This is a genomic window from Paractinoplanes atraurantiacus (genome assembly GCF_900215205.1).
Lineage (GTDB): Bacteria > Actinomycetota > Actinomycetes > Mycobacteriales > Micromonosporaceae > Actinoplanes > Actinoplanes atraurantiacus.
Genome location: NZ_OBDY01000009.1, coordinates 221,413 through 238,931, shown reverse-complemented (window position 1 = coordinate 238,931; position 17,519 = coordinate 221,413). Strand labels below are relative to the sequence as shown.

13 protein-coding genes are annotated in these 17,519 nt (G+C 70.9%); 6 read left to right on the top strand and 7 right to left on the bottom strand.

Going from position 1 to position 17,519, the window contains the following annotated elements:
* Positions 1–18: 18 nt before the first annotated feature.
* Positions 19–2,490, bottom strand: a complete 2,472-nt coding sequence (locus tag CRP55_RS22205) for a VIT domain-containing protein (protein ID WP_097322036.1) — start codon at positions 2,488–2,490, stop codon at positions 19–21.
* On the bottom strand, positions 2,487–3,092 hold the full coding sequence (locus CRP55_RS22200; RefSeq protein WP_097322035.1) for a MerR family transcriptional regulator: 606 nt from the start codon (positions 3,090–3,092) through the stop codon (positions 2,487–2,489). Before CRP55_RS22200 ends, CRP55_RS22205 begins: the two co-directional genes overlap by 4 nt.
* Positions 3,093–3,138: 46 nt before the next feature.
* Here CRP55_RS22200 and CRP55_RS22195 point away from each other — a divergent pair, with 46 nt between their 5' ends.
* The gene (locus CRP55_RS22195; protein ID WP_097322034.1) at positions 3,139–3,870 is read left to right on the top strand and encodes a cyclase family protein; all 732 of its coding nucleotides are present in this window, start codon (positions 3,139–3,141) and stop codon (positions 3,868–3,870) included.
* Here CRP55_RS22195 and CRP55_RS22190 read toward each other — a convergent pair.
* The 4 genes from CRP55_RS22190 to CRP55_RS22175 form a co-directional block, all read right to left on the bottom strand.
* Positions 3,846–5,927, bottom strand: a complete 2,082-nt coding sequence (locus CRP55_RS22190) for a M6 family metallopeptidase (RefSeq protein WP_097322033.1) — start codon at positions 5,925–5,927, stop codon at positions 3,846–3,848. The genes CRP55_RS22195 and CRP55_RS22190 overlap by 25 nt on opposite strands.
* A gap of 72 nt (positions 5,928–5,999) precedes the next feature.
* Positions 6,000–6,266 carry a hypothetical protein gene (locus CRP55_RS22185; RefSeq protein ID WP_097322032.1) on the bottom strand — a complete coding sequence of 89 codons (267 nt, stop codon included), beginning with the start codon at positions 6,264–6,266 and terminating at the stop codon, positions 6,000–6,002.
* A 33-nt stretch (positions 6,267–6,299) separates the two neighbouring features.
* Positions 6,300–7,082 carry an ABC transporter permease subunit gene (locus CRP55_RS22180; RefSeq protein WP_097322031.1) on the bottom strand — a complete coding sequence of 261 codons (783 nt, stop codon included), beginning with the start codon at positions 7,080–7,082 and terminating at the stop codon, positions 6,300–6,302.
* A complete protein-coding gene (locus CRP55_RS22175) occupies positions 7,079–7,978 on the bottom strand; it encodes an ABC transporter ATP-binding protein (RefSeq protein WP_097322030.1) in 900 nt (299 codons plus the stop codon). Before CRP55_RS22175 ends, CRP55_RS22180 begins: the two co-directional genes overlap by 4 nt.
* Positions 7,979–8,108: 130 nt before the next feature.
* Between CRP55_RS22175 and CRP55_RS22170 the strand changes: the two genes are divergently transcribed.
* From CRP55_RS22170 to CRP55_RS22160, 3 genes are all read left to right on the top strand, one after another.
* Positions 8,109–9,341: a sensor histidine kinase gene (locus tag CRP55_RS22170; protein WP_245923285.1), complete on the top strand. Its 1,233-nt coding sequence runs from the start codon at positions 8,109–8,111 to the stop codon at positions 9,339–9,341.
* Between the two features lie 603 nt (positions 9,342–9,944).
* The gene (locus CRP55_RS22165; RefSeq protein WP_097322028.1) at positions 9,945–10,601 is read left to right on the top strand and encodes a response regulator; all 657 of its coding nucleotides are present in this window, start codon (positions 9,945–9,947) and stop codon (positions 10,599–10,601) included.
* Positions 10,602–10,849: 248 nt separating this feature from the next.
* Complete coding sequence (locus tag CRP55_RS22160) at positions 10,850–11,512, top strand: pyridoxamine 5'-phosphate oxidase family protein (RefSeq protein WP_097322027.1); 663 nt, start codon at positions 10,850–10,852, stop codon at positions 11,510–11,512.
* A 373-nt stretch (positions 11,513–11,885) separates the two neighbouring features.
* Here CRP55_RS22160 and CRP55_RS22155 read toward each other — a convergent pair whose 3' ends face one another.
* On the bottom strand, positions 11,886–13,058 hold the full coding sequence (locus tag CRP55_RS22155; RefSeq protein ID WP_097322026.1) for a dipeptidase: 1,173 nt from the start codon (positions 13,056–13,058) through the stop codon (positions 11,886–11,888).
* A gap of 160 nt (positions 13,059–13,218) precedes the next feature.
* Between CRP55_RS22155 and CRP55_RS22150 the strand changes: the two genes are divergently transcribed.
* Both CRP55_RS22150 and CRP55_RS22145 read left to right on the top strand, forming a co-directional pair.
* Complete coding sequence (locus CRP55_RS22150; RefSeq protein WP_097322025.1) at positions 13,219–14,751, top strand: CBM96 family carbohydrate-binding protein; 1,533 nt, start codon at positions 13,219–13,221, stop codon at positions 14,749–14,751.
* A gap of 288 nt (positions 14,752–15,039) precedes the next feature.
* Entirely contained in the window at positions 15,040–17,436 is a 2,397-nt protein-coding gene (locus CRP55_RS22145) for a putative bifunctional diguanylate cyclase/phosphodiesterase (protein WP_097322024.1), read from the top strand.
* Positions 17,437–17,519: the final 83 nt, after the last annotated feature.

The window sequence follows — 17,519 nt, the reverse complement described above, 5'->3', positions numbered from 1 at the left end:
CGGCGTCCCTGGAAACGGTCAGCGCTTCCAGAAGGCCTTCCGGGCCGGCGCCGGACCGGGGCCGGCGGGCGGCGCCGTCGTGGGAGCATCCGGGGCGGATTTCGCTGCGACTCCGTCTCCGTCTCCGTCTCCGGCTCCGGCGAAGGCGGTCAAGGCTTGCAAGGCCGCCTCCCACTTCTCGTCGACCGTAGTGTCGCCCCGCAAACGCGCCACCAGGTCGGTCAAGGGGCGGAAGGACTCGTCGCCGGCCGAGCCGATCAGGACGTCGAGGCGGCTGGCCAGGTCGTCGAGCAGGTCGCGCTTCTCCCAGACCGGAAGGCCGGCGGCGTCGCGGAGACGCTGGAGCTCGGTCGCCACCAAGGCACGCATCTCGTCGAGCGACGGCGCCGAGCTGCCTGTCGCGGCCAGCTTGGAGAACGACGCCCTGGCCCGCGGTGAGGCGAAGCCCGAGACGGGCCCTGTCCGCCGTCCGCCGAGCACAGCCCCGGCGCCGCCGCCGGCGGTGCCGGCCTCCGCGGCGCCGTCGAAGCTCATCAACGCCGGACCGGCCGGCGCGGCCGGAGGCACGGGGGGAGCGAGCGATGCGGCCGCCATGTGCAGCATCGCCGGCGCGACGTCGCCCGGCGCCTCCCAGCCCTGGGGCAGCTCGACCGGCTGGGTCACCCGCCGGTTCTGGCCGCCCTCGTTGACGACCCGGCTGTCCACCGCGACGAAGGCGGTGAACCGGCACAGCACGCCGTAGCGCAGCGAGGTGGCCACGATGCGCTGCTCCAGGCTGCGGTCTCCCGCCGCATACGCGTCCTCCAGATCGCGCAGTCGCGCCCGGGCCCACTGCGCCGTGATCGCGGTCTCGGACCGCTCCTGCAGGGCGATCGTCGTGCTGAACTCCCTGTCGTCGCGGGTGCGCCCGGTCACCGTGAACCGCCCACCCGTCGCCGATCCGGCGTACCGCCCGCTCACCACGAGCGGAACTCCCGGATAGAGCCCCGGCAGCCGGGCCGGGGTGCGCTCGTCGTCGATCAGGCGCAGACCGTCGCCGGTGACACGCAGGCCGGAGACGACCGGCGAGCCGATCCGGTGGTGGATGTGCTCCATCGCCTCGTCGAGCCGGTCCTCGCTCTCCACCAGCTCGGCCCGGCCCGCGCCGAGCGCGGCCAGTCGGCCCAGGAACCCGGCGTTGACCGCCCGGTCGATGCCGATCGTGTGGATACGGGTGACGCCGATCAGCGGCGTGATGTCGTGGACGATCTGGTCCTCGTTGCCGACCTGCCCGTCGGTGACCAGCACGAGCACCCGGTCGCGGTCCTCGCTCGCCCGCAGCAGGCCGAGGCCCTGCGACAGCGGGCTGAGCAGCTCGGTGCCGCCACGGGCGGTGGCGTGGGCGAGGTGTTCCACGGCGCGGAAACGGTTGCGGTCGGAGGCCTCGACCAGGCCCTCGCCGAGGTCGTCGGGCCGGTCGACCTGATGGTCGAACGTGAGCACGGCGAAGCGGTCGGCGCCGGTCAGCGTGTCGACGACCCGGGCCGCGGCGCGGCGGGCGGCCACCATCTTCCAGCCGCCCATGCTTCCCGAACGGTCGAGCAGCAGCACCACGTCCTTGGGCCGGGCGGGCGCGCTGCCGGCCGGCGGTAGCACCACCAGCTGGTAGACGCCGCCCGGCTCCTCGCCGCTCTCGTCGGGCACGGCGATCGCGGTCTCGCCGCCACCTTCGTACGGCAGGCGCAGGATGAAGTCGCGATCGGCCCGCTCGCCGGGCGTGATGCTCAGCGTGCCGTCCTGGTCGACGACAGTGTGCAGGCTGGACTTGACCTCGCCGAGGGTGAGTCCGGCCGGGTCGATGTCGACGCCGACGGACAGCCGCAGCGGGTTGGGGAAGCCGGGCAGCAGCACCGGGGGCGAGATGCGGGAGGCGTCGGGTACGGCGTCGGTGTCCTGCGCCTGCCCGTCGCCGGCCGACGGGCCGGGCAACGGGGTGCCCGGGATGTAGCGCGGGGCCACCACCAGCGGGAAGCGGAACGTGGCGGCGCCGTCCTCGAACGGCAGCGGCCCGACCAGGCTGAGCCGGATCGTCACCCGCTCGCCGGGCAGGACGTTGCCGACCCGCATGGTGAAGACGTCGGGCCGCTCCTCCTCGGCGATGGAGGCGCGCTGACCGGCCGCGATGGCCTTGTCGTACGTCTCGCGGGCGGCCGCCCGCTCCTGAAGCTCCGCCTCGACCGTCCGGTCGTCGGCGGTCATCGTCATGCCGGTCACGGCGGCACGGTCGGGCAGCGGGAAGACATAGGTCGCCTCGAGCGCGACCTCGTGCACGTTGATGAACTCGGTGAGCACGACTGTCCGGGCGGCCAGGCCGCTGATGTGCGCGCGGACGTCGAGGCGGTCGAGCGGCAGGGCGCCGCGGTCGGTGCGCAGGCAGCCGAAGCCGGCGTCGGGCAGGATCCGGATGCGGCTGATCTCACCCGGGCTCATCGGGGCGACGGAGAAGGTCATGCGGAGCTCCCATCAATAAGGCCACGGGCGGCGAGCAGTTCGATCAGGGGAGTGGCGACAGCGGCGATGTCGTCGCGGTCGCGGTCGGTCAGGGCATGCGGGACGAGCAGCGTGACGCCGCCGCCGAGGGCTACGCCGTTGACCGGATAAGCGGTCACCGGGCGTGGCGCGCGATCCGTCGCCGCGGCGACGATCGCCGGGGGCTGTGGCGCCGGGGCGGCCGGGTCGGCCCAGAAACGGGTGCGAGCCTCTCCGACGGGGTCGGGTGGAATGCCGTCGACCTCGTTAAGCAGGTGCTCGGGGACCTGGGCGGCCTCACGTAAGGCCTCAGGGGTGATCCACACGAAGTCGGCCTGGATCTGCGCGAGGCTCTGGCCCTGCGCCTGCCGGCGCTTGATGGCCACCAGCTGTTGCAGGTGACGGGGACCGTAGAGCGCGGTGCGCCCGCGCATGCCCAGCGGCTTGTCGACCAGTCCGATCGTCGTGTACCACCGGATCGCCCGCCGATCGGGCAGGCTGCGGACGCGGGCGTTGGGCGCGCCGGGATATTCGGCCGCCAAGGCCTCACGTACCCGCTCCACCAGCTCGTCGATCGTCCACATGCCAAAGAGTTTGACACTGTCATCGTGACAGTGTCAATGTGTGCGCATGACCCGAGCCGCCGACCGTTGGGTGCCACCCCGACTGATCAGCCTGTCCCATGTCAACGACCCGGAGACCACTGTCGTCTATCCCGGCGACCCGGCCTTCGAGCTCGAGACCGTGGCCACCATCGCGGAGGACGGCTTCTACATGCGCTTCGTCAGCGAGGCGGAGCACACCGGCACCCATTGGGGCGCGCCCGGCCATTTCAGTCCCGGCCATCCGCTGGCCGACGATCTCGACCTGGAGGACCTATGTCTGCCGGCGGTGCGGATCGACGTGCGGGAGCAGTGCGCCCGCGACGCGGACTACGAGGTGACGATCGCCGATGTCGAGGAGTGGGAGCGACGCCACGGCCGCATCCCGGACGAGTCGATGGTGATCATCTGGACCGGTTGGGAGCAGCGATGGGGCACGGAGGCCTTCCTCAACCGCGATGCCGACGGCGTGCTTCATCAGCCCGGCTTCGCCTTGGCGACGGTGCGCTGGCTGATCGACACGGGCCGGCTGGGTCGCCGGGGCGGCACGGGGACCGACACCTTCGGTCCCGACCCTGGCCGCGACAGTGGTCTCGCGGTCTCCCGTCTGGTCTATCAGGAGCATCGAATCAGTCTGGAGGTGCTGGCCAACCTCGCCGAGCTTCCGCCGACGGGCGCCTACATCCTCTGCGGCGGCCAGATCAACAAGGCCGGCTCCGGCTCGACCGCGTTGATCTACGGCTTACTGCCGCCCGGCTGAAGCACGCCGTTCACCGTGAGGCGATACGGCGCGTACTGCTTGATCTTCTCGGTCGGCTCGTCGTACGACACGATCGCGACCACCTGCGGATAGGAGGAGAGCCGCGCGAACTCGTCCGGCGCCACGATCTCCACCCGGTCCTGGCCGAGCCCGACGAGCCGCACGTGCCAGTTGTGCACCGCCATGGGCCTGATCGACGTGGGCGAGGTCCATCCGTCCAGGGTGGAGCCGTCGCTGAGCGTCCGCCCGCCCAGCGTGATGGTGCCGATCCGCCATCCGCCCCGGCCCCCGCCCGCGTCGGTCACAAACCGCAGACCCAGGAGGACCTTCTTTCCGGCGTACGAGGTGAGGTCGTACCTCGCGGTGACCACACCGTTGCTCGCCCCGGTGATCCCGAAACCCAGCGGCCCGACGCTCGTGCGGTCACCGCGCAGCGCCATGTAGGTGCGCCCGCCGTCCGTCGACACTGTCACATAGCCGTAGTCGTATCGGTCCTCCAGCGCGTAGGAGGTCTCCAGCGTCAGCGCCGGCTTGCCGGCCGGGATGGTGACCGCCCGGACGGCGTGCGAGTCGAGGTCGTTGGTGTTGCCGGAGAAAAGCGTCTTCCCGGCCACCGTCCAGCCCGTCGGCAGCGGCGGCAGGTGTGCCGCCCCGGCGAAGCTGAGCGAGCGCACGGGAGTCGGCAACGGCACGTAATCCGCGCCGTTCGGTGCCGCCCCGGGTTCGGCGTACGCGGTCTTGTTGTCGAGGTTGACCGTCGATCTCAAGCTCTTCGCCGTGACCTTCTCGGCCGCCATGCCGATCACCTTGCCGCCGGGCTCCCCGGCGATCCGGTCGACCAGCGTCATCGTCTGGAAGTCGTGCATCACCTCGTAGAGGGGCACACCGGTCGGCAGCGCGGCCTGGATCGCGGCCATGCCCTGGCGGATCCCGTCGCGATGCAGCACCGAGATCGTGCGCAGGCCGAAGCGGTCGCGCAGATAGAGCATGAGCTCATAGACGAGGCCGTAATCGGCCAGCACCTCGCTGGGCGTGCCCTCGTCCCACAGATTCGGCGAGTTCTGCGGGCCGCCGCAGTCGCGCGGGTTCGCGTTGTACTTGGTCTTGACCGTGCCGAACCCCTGGAAGCACATGATGTGCGTGTCGTTGCCCGGCTCGTCGACCTTGGAGCGCGCGTCCACGTAACCGACGAGGGTCTGCGCGAAATCGGCCAGCCCTTCGTTGAGCCACTTGGCCTCCTGTGGGTCGGCGTAATACTCGAGCAGGTGCTGCCACTCGTGGGCGAATGTCGACTCGTACATCCGCGGCCGGGCGGGCCGGCTCGTGCACAGGTCGGTGGTCGGGTCATCGGCCGGTTCCGCGCCCAGGCGGTGCTTCCAGTCGTACGCGTCGATGGTCATGACGTTGCGGTCGAAAAGCTCGTTGAGCTGCGGCGTGAAGAAGCCGGCGGTGTAGGTGACGGCCTTGGGAAAGGTGAAGAAGTTCGCGTCGCGGACGTTGTCGACGAGGGTGACCGTCTTGTCGCCGTCGCCGGTGAAATCGCCGGTCGCCGTCGCTTTGGTGCCGTCGCGGCTGGGTGGCGTGCTGAAGATGGCGGTCTCCAGCGGATAGATCTTGCGGTCGAACTCGCCGATCAGGTCGGCCACCTGCGCATCGGTGATCTCCACGGAGCCCTTGCGGCAGTCCGCCGCCGGGAAGGCGAGGTCCTGCGCGACCCAGACCTCGATGTGCCGGCCGACCGCTCGCAGCGTGTACTTCTTGTTGTAGAACTTGCCCGTGGTGTCGTCGAGGCCTACCCACTCGCGCACGGTGCCCACCGGCGGCGTCGGCTTCGGCTGCACCGCCGCCCGCGATCGCACCTCAGGTTTCGCCCGGGGCCGGTACCGGGGGTTCTCCGGGAGCGCCCGCCCGCCGAGGGTGAAGCGGGTGCGGCTGAGCTCGCGGGCGTCCGCGGCCGCGCGGGCGTGATCCCTATCGGCCAGGGCTGGGCCGGGGGCGGCGGCCAAGGGGATGAGAAGGGCTATTACCGCAAAGGCTGCAAAGCGGACGCGGTCCATGAAAAGGGACGCTACCCGTCAGGCGCCGGTTGGACCGGCAACATACGGCGATTCGGTGAGACCGCGCGGGGCCTATTCGAAGACGGAGTGGTCGCGGTCGCCCTCGGCGCGGCGGCGGGCCCGGCGGCGCAGCTGCACGACGACCATGTCGACCACCGCCGCCACGGCCCAGGCCAGCAACAGCCAGCCCGGCACCGTCCAGCCCGCGCGGAAGAGCAGGATCGCCAGCACCGTGCACACGACGAAACCGAAAGCGGCCAGGATGAGCCGCAGGTTCAGCGCGCTGTAGGGCTGATCGACCGTGCCGCGACGGCCGGGCGGCTGGGCACCGATGGGCATGAGCCACGGTACCTCCGCCCGGCCGGCGGCCGGTTACGAGACCTCGCGGCGCAGGACGCGCCACACACCGAGGGCCAGCGGCACCACCACCCAGACCGCGGCGGACACGGCGACCCGGGCCCATTCGCCGGAGGTCATGGCCGGCTCCGACATGGCCGTCGTCGTGGTGTTGATGTCGATCCACTCGGCCGCGGTCTTGAGAGCCTTGATCGTCCCGCCGAGGATCGACCAGACCATCGGCACCGCGAAGAACGCCACGATCGCCAGCGGGGTGTTCAACAGCAGGGCGCCGAAGCCGATGCCCATCAGGACGAAGATCACCTGCAGGGCCACGCCCTGCCAGATCACCGAGCCGTCGATGCTCCAGGAGCCGTCGCCGCCGAAGGCCGCGCCCAGCAGGTTCGCCACGGCGCTGAGCGCCAGCGCCGCCGCGGTCGACGCGATCGCGATCAGCACCCCGGCGATCAGCTTGGCGGCGATCACCCGGCCGCGCGCCGGCACCAGGGTGAAGGTGGTCAGCGCGGTGCGCTGCGACCACTCGCCCGTCATGGACAGGATGCCCAGCACCGGCAGGAGGACGGCCGAGGGCAGCAAACCGAACTCGAAGAAGCCCTGGAACGTCTGCTCCTCGTCGGGCGCCCAGCCGATCATGATGGCCGAGGTGGCGGCCGTGGCGAAAGCGATCACGATGAGCAGCCACAGCCCGGCCCGGGTGTCGGCCAGCTTCCGCAGCTCGATCATGGTGAGCCGGCCGATCGGCACCGGCCGGGTGCTCGCCTGCTCGAGCTGCGGCGTGTTCTCCAGCACGGCGGTCATCGGACGGCCTCCTTCACGGAATCACCGGCGGTCAGGGTGAGGAACATCTGCTCCAGGCCGCCGCTGCCGGCCGGGCGCAGTTCGAGCAGGACGAGCCCGGCATCCGCCGCGGCCCGCCCGATGATCTCTGCGCCGGCCTGGACGACAACGCCCCCGTCGGTCGTCTTCGTCCCGGCCAGGCCGGCGCGCTTGAGCACCAGGTCGAGCGCGGCCGGGTCGAGCGCCCGGACCAGCGTGCCGGTCGCGGCGAGCAGCTCGGCCTTGTCGCCCTGGGCGACGACGCGGCCGCCGCCGATCACCACCAGGTGGTCGGCCACCGCCTCGACCTCGCGCAGCAGGTGGGACGAGAGCAGCACGGTGCCGCCGCGGTCGGCGAAATCGCGCAGCAGGCCGCGCATCCAGAAGATGCCCTCCGGGTCGAGGCCGTTCGCCGGCTCGTCCAGGATCAGCACGGCCGGGTCGCCCAGCAGGGCCAGGGCCAGGCCGAGCCGCTGGCGCATGCCGAGCGAGTACGCACGGACCCGGCGCTTGGCGGCCGTCGCGTTGAGCCCGACCCGGTCCAGCGTGCGGGGCACCTCGCGGGTGTCGACGCCCATCGTGAGCGCGGCCAGGCTGAGCACCTCACGGCCGGTCCGCCCGGCGTGCTGGGCGGAAGCGTCGAGCAGGACCCCGACGTGGCGGCCGGGGTTGCCGAGCCGCCGGTACGGGACGCCGCTCACGGTGGCCGTTCCGGCCGTCGGAGGGGTCAGGCCGCAGATCATGCGCATGGTGGTCGACTTGCCCGCGCCGTTCGGACCGAGGAAGCCGGTCACCGTGCCCGGCTCGCAGGAGAACGACACGTTGTCGACGGCGGGGTGGTTGCCGTACCTCTTGGTGAGATGTTCGACCGTGATCATGCTTCCAGCGTGGCGGCGCCGACCGGATGAGCGCTTCGGCCGGAGGTCGCCGGCGCGAAACCTTGGTAGGGCCCGCACACCTACTTTGGTAGGTATCGGCCGGCCCGCGACTGCTCGTAAAGTCGGCTTTGTGAGACAGCTGAAGCCGGAGTACCAGTGGCTGTTGCCGGCCGGGCTCGAGTCGGCAGTGCCGGCCCGCCGGTCCACCCGCGACTGGGTGGTCGACCTCCTCTGCTTCGTCCTCGGCTACGGTTTCACGCTGCTCGTCACGATCGACCTGTTGCGGGAGCACCCGAGCGTGGTGCCGGAGTGGGACGCGGCGCCCACCTGGCTGATCTGGCTCGACTTCGCCGTCGGCACCATCGCGGCGCTCGGTCTCTGGTGGCGGCGGGGTCGCTGGCTGATTCCGCTGGCCGTCTTCAGCGCGGTGACCTCGTTGTTCACGGTCGCCGCGGCCATCACCTGCATGATCATGCTGTTCACGGTGGCGGTGCACCGCCGGTTCGCGATCATGGCGGTGTTCGCCGGCGCGGCGGTGCTGACCAACGCCGCCTTCCCGCTGCTGCGGCCCGAGGCCGATCGGCCCTACTGGGAGACGATGGCGTGGGGCGTGGTCTTCATCGTGATCGTCTGCCTGTGGGGCATGGTGGTCCGGTCCCGGCGCCAGCTGGTGCGGTCGCTGCGCGACCGGGCCGAGCGCGCCGAGTCGGAGCAGCAGCTGCGCGTCGCCCAGGCGCGCTCGCTCGAGCGCAACCGGATCGCGCGCGAGATGCACGACGTCCTCGCCCACCGCATCTCGCTGCTCAGCCTGCACGCGGGCGCGCTCGAGATCCGCCCCGACGCGGCGCCGCAAGACGTGGCGACCGCCGCCGGCGTCATCCGGGCCAGTGCCCATCAGGCGCTGCAGGACCTGCGCGAGGTGATCGGCGTGCTGCGCGCCGAGAGTCCTGAGGGCACGCCCGAGCCGCCGCAGCCCACGCTCGGTGCGCTGCCCGCCCTGGCCGACGAGTCGCGCTCGGCGGGGGTCAAGGTCCGCTTGGATGTACGCATCGAGCCCGCCACCGTGCCGGACGGAACCGGCCGCACGGCCTACCGCATCGTCCAGGAGGGCCTGACGAACGCCCGCAAGCACGCCCCCGGCACAACGGTCGACGTAGCCGTCGACGGTGCCGTCGGCGACGGCCTGACCATCGACATCCGCAACCCGTGGCCGCTGCTCAACCCGTCAGTAGCCATTCCCGGCACGGGCACCGGCCTGATCGGCCTCACCGAGCGAGCCACCCTGGCCGGCGGCCACCTGAAACACGGCCGCACTCCCGACAACCAGTTCGCCCTCACCGCCTGGCTCCCCTGGCCCTCTTGACCCGGCCACCCGCCGCTTTGACCGGTGCCCCCCTGCGTGGGACCATCCTGGCCGTTGTCGGCAGCCGGCCCAACGGCGCGGACCGTGCTGGGGCAGCCGGCCCAACGGCGCCGGCCGTGCGGGGCCGTCGGCTCAACGGCGGCGGCTGTGCGGGGCCGTCGGCTCAACGGCGGCGGCTGTGCGGGGCCGTCGGCTCAACGGCGGCGGCTGTGCGGGGCCGTCGGCTCAACGGCGGCGGCCGTGCGGGGGCGCCCTGATCGGTGTTGGCGGTTGGCTCAGCGGCGGCGGCCGTGCTGTGGGGCCTCTCCGGCCGATGCGGCAAGACGGCTCAGCGGCGGTGGCTCAGGAACCAGCCGTGGGCGGCGCCGGCGAGCATCGCGGAGCCGCCCTCGTACGCGGTGTGCAGGTAGTGGAAGCACTGGGCCACGACGGCTCGTTCGGGAGGTTGCGGAAGGGCCGGTGCCGACACCGCTGGTCTGTGTGGCCCTCGGCGACCGCTTAGGGTGAGGGCGTCAGTAGCCGTGCACGTGGGGGAGCGCATCGGTGAGTGGGACCACCCGGCCCGAGAGGCCGGAACCGTTGGGGGACGGCGCGGGCGGGCCGGTGGGTGAGCCGGTTCGGGTGCTGATCGTTGATGACGATGCGCTTGTCCGGGCGGGGCTGACGATGATCCTGTCGGCCGCCGGTGACGTGGCTGTCGTGGGTGAAGCCTCCGACGGGGCGGAAGTGCCGGGGGCCGTGGCGGCGCATCGGCCGGACGTGGTGCTGATGGACATTCGGATGCCCCGGGTCGATGGGCTGGCGGCGACTGAGACGTTGCGGCGGCGTGCCGGGGCGCCCGAAGTGATCGTGTTGACGACCTTCGACGCGGACGAGTACGTGTTGCGGGCCCTGCGGGCGGGGGCCAGCGGGTTCCTGCTCAAGGACACGCCGCCGGCCGAGATCCTGCGGGCGGTTCGGCGGGTCGCGCAGGGTGAGGCGATGCTGTCACCCACAGTGACACGGCAGTTGATCGCGCACGTGGCGGCACCGGCTCAACCGTCGCAGGTTCGGGCCGCGCAACGGCTCGACCGGCTCAGTGAGCGGGAGCGGGACGTCGCGCTGGCGCTCGGGCAGGGGCAGTCGAACGCGGAGATCTCCGCCGGCCTGCACATGTCCGTGGCCACGGTGAAGGCGCATGTGTCCCGCCTGCTGATCAAGCTCGAGCTGAACAACCGCGTCCAAGTAGCCCTCCTCGTTCACGACGCCGGCCTGGTCTGACACGGCGTGCGCTAACCGGCCAGTGGCCGGCGCGAAGTGGCTGCGTGAATCGTTCTCTCATGTCACCCGATCGGATTACAGCGGCCGATGACGCGCCGTGCCGAGAAACGAGGGCTGGGCTGCGTCAACACTGTTGATCCCGAGTCAGGCCATGCATGGCGTTCGGCGCATGTGACTCAGTGCGATCTCACCGACACGATGTGAAACTGTCGCGCAGCGGGGAGGGATCCGGGAGCTGGAGGGCCTTCATGAACCACGGTGAGCGGCAACTACAGGACACGCTCGGTACACGGGAGCGGGCGGACGCCTTCACGGAGAGGCAGACCCTGCACCGCCTCAACGACAGGATGCGGGAGTTCATCGGGCGGCAGGAGATGATGTTCCTGGCCACCGCGGACGCCGGGGGAGGATGCGACAGCACCTTCCGGGCCGGGCCGGCCGGGTTCGTGCGGGTGCTGGACGACGAGCACCTGAGCTGGCCGGAGTTCAAGGGCAACGGTGTCATGGCCAGCCTCGGCAACATTACGGGGAACGGGCACGTCGGGATCCTGTTCGTCGACTTCCAGGACGTGATCGGGCTGCATGTGAATGGCACGGCCGAGATCGTCGAGGATCCGGGCGATCAAGGGGACGTGCCGCCGGGGTTGCGCGCTCAGGTGTGGGTCGTCGCGCGGGTGCAGGAGGCGTACATCCATTGCGCCAAGCACATTCCGCGCATGATGCGGGTCCCGCGGCAGCGCGGGCGCGACGCTGCGGCCGAGCAGCCGAAGAAGAGCGACTACTTCGTGCCGGCGCCGGCGCGCCTGCAGCCCGTCGCCCCGGCCGGCGGGCAAGCGATCGGCACGTGCGACGCGGCCCCGGTCACGGGAAGCGATCCGCGCGGCGCCATCACCGGTGACGCGGCGGCGTGACCCCTCGCTAGCAGAAAGCAGGCGCGGCGGCGAGCGAGAAGGTTCGCGAGCAAGGAGGGCGGCGAGCGAGAAAGGGCGGCGAGCGAGAAAGGTCCGAGCAAGGAGGGCGGCGAGCGAGAAGGGTCGCGAGCAAGGAGGGCGGCGAGCGAGAAGGGTCGCGAGCAAGGAGGGCGGCGAGCGAGAAAGGGCCGCGAGCGAGAAGGCCGCGAGCGAGAAGGGTCGCGAGCGAGAAGGGCGGCGAGCGAGAAGGCCGCGAGGAAGAAGAGCCGCGAGAAAGAAGGGGTGAGCCGATCCCGCGCCGCCGCGGGAAAGGAGGCGGCGCGGGAGGCGAGAGGCGGCGCGGGAGGCGAAAGGCGCGGGAGGGGAAAGCGGGTCAGCGGGCGGGGGACAGGGGCCAGAGGGGCTCCTGGGCCAGGCGTTCCGACTCTCGGAGGACCCTGAGGATGTTGCCGCCGGTGAGCTTGTCGAGCTCGGGCTGGGACCAGCCTCTCGTGGACAGCTCCGCGAGCAGGCGCGGGTAGCCGGACACGTCGCGCAGGTCGTCGGGGAGTTCCGTCGTGCCGTCGAAGTCGCCGCCCAGGCCCACGTGGTCCACGCCGGCCACGTCCCGGGCGTGTTCCACGTGGTCGGCCACCAGCGTGGCCGGGACCGGTGGGCGGGGGTTGGCCGACAGCCACGGGGCGAACGACGGGTGTTCCAGCGGGTCGGGGCCGGGCCAGTCCTGGACCGTCGACGGCTCCTGGCCGGGGCGGGGCGCCCTGGGCCAGCCCGCCGTGGGCAGGCCCAGGCGGGTCAGCTCCTCGTCGGCGGCGGCCGACCAGGCGCGGGCCTCGGGGGAGACGAACGGGGCCACGAAGGTGAGCTGGATGACGCCGCCGTTGTCGCGCAGGCGGGTCAGCACGTCGTCGGGGACGTTGCGCGGGTGATCGTGCAGGGCCCGTACGCCGGAATGGCTGAAGATCACTGGGGCGAAAGCCGTGTCCAGGGCCGCGTGCATCGTCACCGGGGCGACGTGCGACAGGTCGACCAGCACGCCGATGCGCTGCATCTCGCGGACCACCGCGCGGCCCTCGTCGTTCAAGCCGCCCACCTGCGGCTCGCGGACCGCCGAGTCGGCCCAGGAGAGGTTCTCGTTGTGGGTCAGCGTCACGTAGCGCACGCCCAGCCGGGCGAACGCCCGCAGGACACCCAGCGACGTGGCCAGGCTGTGCCCGCCCTCGATGCCGATCAGAGACGCGATCTTTCCGGACGAGATGGCGCGGGTGACGTCGTCCGCGCTGTAGGCGATGGCGAAGTCGTCCGGATACGCCGCCGCCATCCGGTAGACGGCGTCGATCTGCTCCATCGTCGCCACCACCGCCTCGGGCTCGCCCAGGTCGCCCGGCACGTACACCGACCAGAACTGCCCGCCCACCCCGCCGGCGCGCAGACGCGGGATGTCCGTCTGCAACTCCGGCCGGGGCTCGTCCAGGCCCTCGACCGCGTATCCGTAGCGTCCGCGTAGCTGCATGGGCAGGTCGTTGTGCCCGTCGATGATCGGCATCATCCTGTCTGGCTACCCGACCGGAGGAGAAAAGCGCAAGTTGAGGAAAACGACCACCGCAACCTGACCGCACCGTGCGGGGCACCGAGCGCGCACCGGGCGGCACGGAATCTCTTTCCCATGCCCGGCCACACGGTGCCGGACACAGCAGGGGGAGTCGAAGGTGCGTCGTTCGAAGCTGCAGAGGTATTCGGTCCTGACCGCCGTGCTCGCCGGTGCGGGCGCCACCGCCCTGACCGGCACCACGGCCGTCGCCGGCACCAGCGCGACGATCAAGCTCGCCGCCGGTGACGACGCGTACGTCTCGAACGTGCGCACCGGCACCGTCTTCGGCGCCGAGGACAAGCTGGTCGCCGGCGTCCTCGGCAAGGAGACCAAGACCTCCTTCCTCAAGTTCGCGGTCCCGGCCGGCACCAAGGTCGCGTCGGCCCGTCTGACCCTGACCGCGCAGGCGAAGTTCGCCGGCCAGCTCAGCGTCCGCAAGGTCACCAACACGACGTGGACCGAGGGCAAGCTGACCGGCGCCACCGCGCCCGCGCTCGGCGCCGTCGTCGGCACCGCCACCCCGAACGGCACGTTCTCCGTCGACCTCGGCAAGTCGGTCACCGGGCCGGGCACGTACGCCTTCGCCCTGACCTCGGCCGCCTCGGTCATGCGCTTCAACTCGGCCGAGTCGAAGACCGGCGCGCCGGTCCTCGAGGTCACCACGGAAGGCGACACGTCGCCGCCAGTGGTGGCGGCGCCCAAGCCGGCCACCGGCGACTGCGTCACCGGTGACAAGCTCGTCCCCACCTGCGGCGTCCTCTGGGGCGCGGCGGCCGGCGGCTTCACCGACGCCCCGCGCGACCAGGCCCTGAAGGACTGGGAGAAGCTCAGCGGCCGCACCTCGACCATCTTCCACACGTACCACAAGGGCGACGAGCTCTTCCCGACCAAGGCCGAGATCGCGATGACCTCGGACGCCGCCAGCCCGCGCGTGCTGCTGACCAACTGGAAGATCGCCTACGGCTCGAACTGGGCCAAGGTCGCCAAGGGCGAGCAGGACAAGCGCATCGACGCTTTCGCCGCGCGCGCCAAGGCGTACGGCAAGAAGTTCTTCCTCGCCATCAACCACGAGCCGGAGAACGACGTCGTGGCCAAGGCCGGTTCCGGCTTCGAGGCGAAGGACTTCGCCGCCATGTACCGCCACACCATCGAGCGGCTGCGGGCCAAGGGCGCCACCAACGTGATCAACGTGATGGCGTACATGGGCAACGAGAAGTGGATGGCGCAGAGCTGGTGGAAGGACCTGTGGCCGGGTGACGACATCGTCGACTGGATGGGTCTCGACTCGTACGTGAGCGCCGAGAAGGGCTACTACCACTACGGCAAGTTCAACGACCTGCTCGACCGCGCGCCGACCGGCGGTGGCACCGGCTTCTACGAGTGGGCCACCACCAAGCACGCCGCCAAGCCGATCATGGTCGCCGAGTGGGGCGCCTACCACCGCGTGGGCAAGACCGCCGACAAGGCGCCGGTCTACCAGAGCGTCCTGCCCGAGCTGGCCAAGCGCCCGGCCATCAAGGCGATCGTGTACTTCGACACCGCCAAGGACGACGAGGGCGACCGCGACATCAGCATCAACAGCACGGCGACGTCGCTGGCCGCGTTCAAGAAGCTCGCCGCCGACCCGGTCTTCAAGGTGAAGGTCGGCTGAAACTGTCGTGATCGCTGAGGTCAAGCGAATCCCAGGTGTCTTCAGACACCTACAGTTCACCTCAGTTTGACTTCCCGTAGCCCCAGCTTTCCGTAACGTTAACGACTGACGTTGGAACGTTGAGAGGGGGTCCGCCATGGCGAAGAAGTCCAAGAAGGACAAGAAGGACAAGAAAGACAAGAAGAAGAACAAGAAGAAGTGATCTGACTTCTTCGAGCGCGGCGGTTTCCCCACGGGAAGCCGCCGCGTTTGTCTCAACTGCCCCGCGCCGGGCCCGATCAAGCAGGCATGGGCGTCGTCACCACCATCGCCGCGCTGGCCGCTGCCGTGGCCGGTCTGGTCGTGGTGTCGCGCCGCGGAGGCCGTCTCCGGCTCGCGTGGGCCGCTCTGGTCCTGGGCATCCTCGGCGGTCTCGTCGCCGGGCCGCCGGTCCTCATCGTCTTGGCCGCCCTCAGCCTGATCGCCGTTCCCCGGCCCCCGCGCACCGGGCTGGCCCGCCTCCGCGGGATGGTCGACGCGCTGCTCATCGCCACCTCCCTGCTGGTGCTCGGCTGGAACCTCGTCATGCAGCAGGCGCTGGCGGCCGGCCACCCGTACGCGATCGGCCGGCCCGTGGCCGACATGCTCCTCGGTGCGGTGGCGTTGTGCGCGCTGGCCCGCTGCCGCCCCGGCACACCCGGCGCCACGGCGCTGGCGCTCACCTCGACCGGCGTGTTCCTGCTGGCGTGCGCCGACGCGATGGTGGTGCGGCTCGGTAACGGTGACGTGCTCGCCCTCGCCGGCTATCTGCTCGTGCTGTTCGCGGCCTCGATCGCCATGCGCCGCCGGCTCGACGAAGCGACGATCCTTCAGGAGCAGGCCGCTCATCGCCGCAACTTCAGCCTGCTCCTTCCGTACGCCGTCGTGGTCCTGACTTTGTTCCTCGGGCTTTTCTGGTTCGCGATCGGTGGCACGCCGACCGCGTTCGGCACGTGGGGCCGCTTCTTCTCGATTCTGCTGATCGTGGCCCGCGAGGCGATCCTGCGCGCCGACAACCGGCAGCTCGCCCGCGACCTGGAGGAGCGCGTGGCCGACCGTACGGCCGAGGTGCGGCGGCGGGAGGAGCGGTTCCGGGCGCTGGTCGAGCAGAGCTCCGACTCGCTGGCGATCCTCGACGCCGACGCGACCGTCCGTTATCAGAGCTCCTCGGTCGAACGGCTCTTCGGCTACCGGGTCGAGGATCTGGTCGGGAAGCGAGTGGCGGCGGCCGCGGCCAGGACCGAGGGGCTCAAGCCGGGCGAGACCGTCACCTTCGAGGCCCTGCTGCCCCATGCCGACGGCGTGCGCCGGCCGGCCGAGATGACCATCACGAACCTGCTCGACGACCCGTACGTCGCCGGCCTGGTCCTGAACACCCGCGACATCAGCGAGGCCGACGACCTCCAGCAGCGCCTGCGCCACGACGCCTATCACGACGGGCTGACCGGCCTGGTCAACCGCACCCTGTTCCGCGAACGGCTGGCCGCGGCCGTGGCCGAGGGGGAGGCGGCGATCCTCTTCCTCGACCTCGACGGCTTCAAGGAGATCAACGACAGCCTCGGCCACGCGGCCGGCGACCAGCTGCTCGTTCAGGTCGCGGAGAGGCTGCGCGCGGCCGACCCGGGGGTCGCCCGGCTCGGCGGCGACGAGTTCGCGGTGATCGTCCGGGACGGTTCACCGGTGGCTGTCGCCGACCGCATCCTCCAAGAGCTCGAGGCTCCGTTCGTCATCGACGGCCGCGAGGTGCACGCCGGGGCAGGCATCGGGATCGCGTCCTCCGTGGACGCGAGCGACATCGAACAGTTGCAGCGCAACGCCGACCTCGCCATGTACAAGTCGAAGGACGCCGGCGGCGGCAGGTGGACGGCCTACCACCCGAGCATGCACGACGAGCTGATGCGGCGGGTGTCGCTCGCCGACGACCTGCGGTATGCGCTCGACCGGGACGAGCTCGTCCTGCACTATCAGCCCACTGTGGACATGCGTACCGGCCGGGTCGTGGGCTTCGAGGCGCTGGTCCGCTGGCAGCATCCGTCCCGGGGCATGGTGCCGCCGCTGGACTTCATCGGCGTCGCCGAGGCGACCGGCCTGATCGTTCCGCTCGGCCGCTGGGTCATGGCCACCGCGTGCCGCCAGGCGGTGCGGTGGGGCGGCGTGCACATGGCGGTCAACGTGTCGGTCCGCCAGTTCGAGACCGGCACTCTGGCCGAGACGGTCGCCGCCGTGCTCGCCGAGACCGGTATGCCGCCGCATCTGCTCACCCTCGAGATGACCGAGAGCGTCCTGCTCACCGACACCGACGAGAACCTGGCCCGGATCACGGAGCTGAAGGCGCTCGGCGTCGTCCTCGCCATGGACGACTTCGGCACGGGCTATTCGTCACTGGCCTACCTGCGCCGCTTCCCGATGGACATCCTCAAGATCGACCGCTCCTTCGTCGACCGGCTCGGCGGCGATCCCGCCGACGGCGCCCTGGTCCAGACGATCATCCGCCTGGCTCACCGCTTCGGCATGCACGCGGTCGCCGAGGGCATCGAGAACGCCGCCCAGCTGACCATCCTGCGCGCCATGGACTGCGACTACGCCCAGGGCTTCTTCCTCTCCCGCCCGCTTCCCGCCTCGGAGGCCACCCGGTTGTTGGTTGCGCCTTTCGAACTAGCCTCCTAGGAAACCCAAGAAGAGGTTGTACGCGTCGTCGGGCACCCAACCGCAGCGGAGCCCTTCCGGGCTCTTCGAAGCGAGCTGAGTGC

What these genes read in the sequence shown, in the direction of transcription:
- CRP55_RS22205 (WP_097322036.1), bottom strand. Translation starts at nt 2,490, where the DNA reads ATGACCTTCTCCGTCGCCCCGATGAGCCCGGGTGAGATCAGCCGCATC.
- CRP55_RS22200 (WP_097322035.1), bottom strand. Translation starts at nt 3,092, where the DNA reads ATGTGGACGATCGACGAGCTGGTGGAGCGGGTACGTGAGGCCTTGGCG.
- CRP55_RS22195 (WP_097322034.1), top strand. Translation starts at nt 3,139, where the DNA reads ATGACCCGAGCCGCCGACCGTTGGGTGCCACCCCGACTGATCAGCCTG.
- CRP55_RS22190 (WP_097322033.1), bottom strand. Translation starts at nt 5,927, where the DNA reads ATGGACCGCGTCCGCTTTGCAGCCTTTGCGGTAATAGCCCTTCTCATC.
- CRP55_RS22185 (WP_097322032.1), bottom strand. Translation starts at nt 6,266, where the DNA reads ATGCCCATCGGTGCCCAGCCGCCCGGCCGTCGCGGCACGGTCGATCAG.
- CRP55_RS22180 (WP_097322031.1), bottom strand. Translation starts at nt 7,082, where the DNA reads ATGACCGCCGTGCTGGAGAACACGCCGCAGCTCGAGCAGGCGAGCACC.
- CRP55_RS22175 (WP_097322030.1), bottom strand. Translation starts at nt 7,978, where the DNA reads ATGATCACGGTCGAACATCTCACCAAGAGGTACGGCAACCACCCCGCC.
- CRP55_RS22160 (WP_097322027.1), top strand. Translation starts at nt 10,850, where the DNA reads ATGAACCACGGTGAGCGGCAACTACAGGACACGCTCGGTACACGGGAG.
- CRP55_RS22155 (WP_097322026.1), bottom strand. Translation starts at nt 13,058, where the DNA reads ATGATGCCGATCATCGACGGGCACAACGACCTGCCCATGCAGCTACGC.
- CRP55_RS22145 (WP_097322024.1), top strand. Translation starts at nt 15,040, where the DNA reads ATGGGCGTCGTCACCACCATCGCCGCGCTGGCCGCTGCCGTGGCCGGT.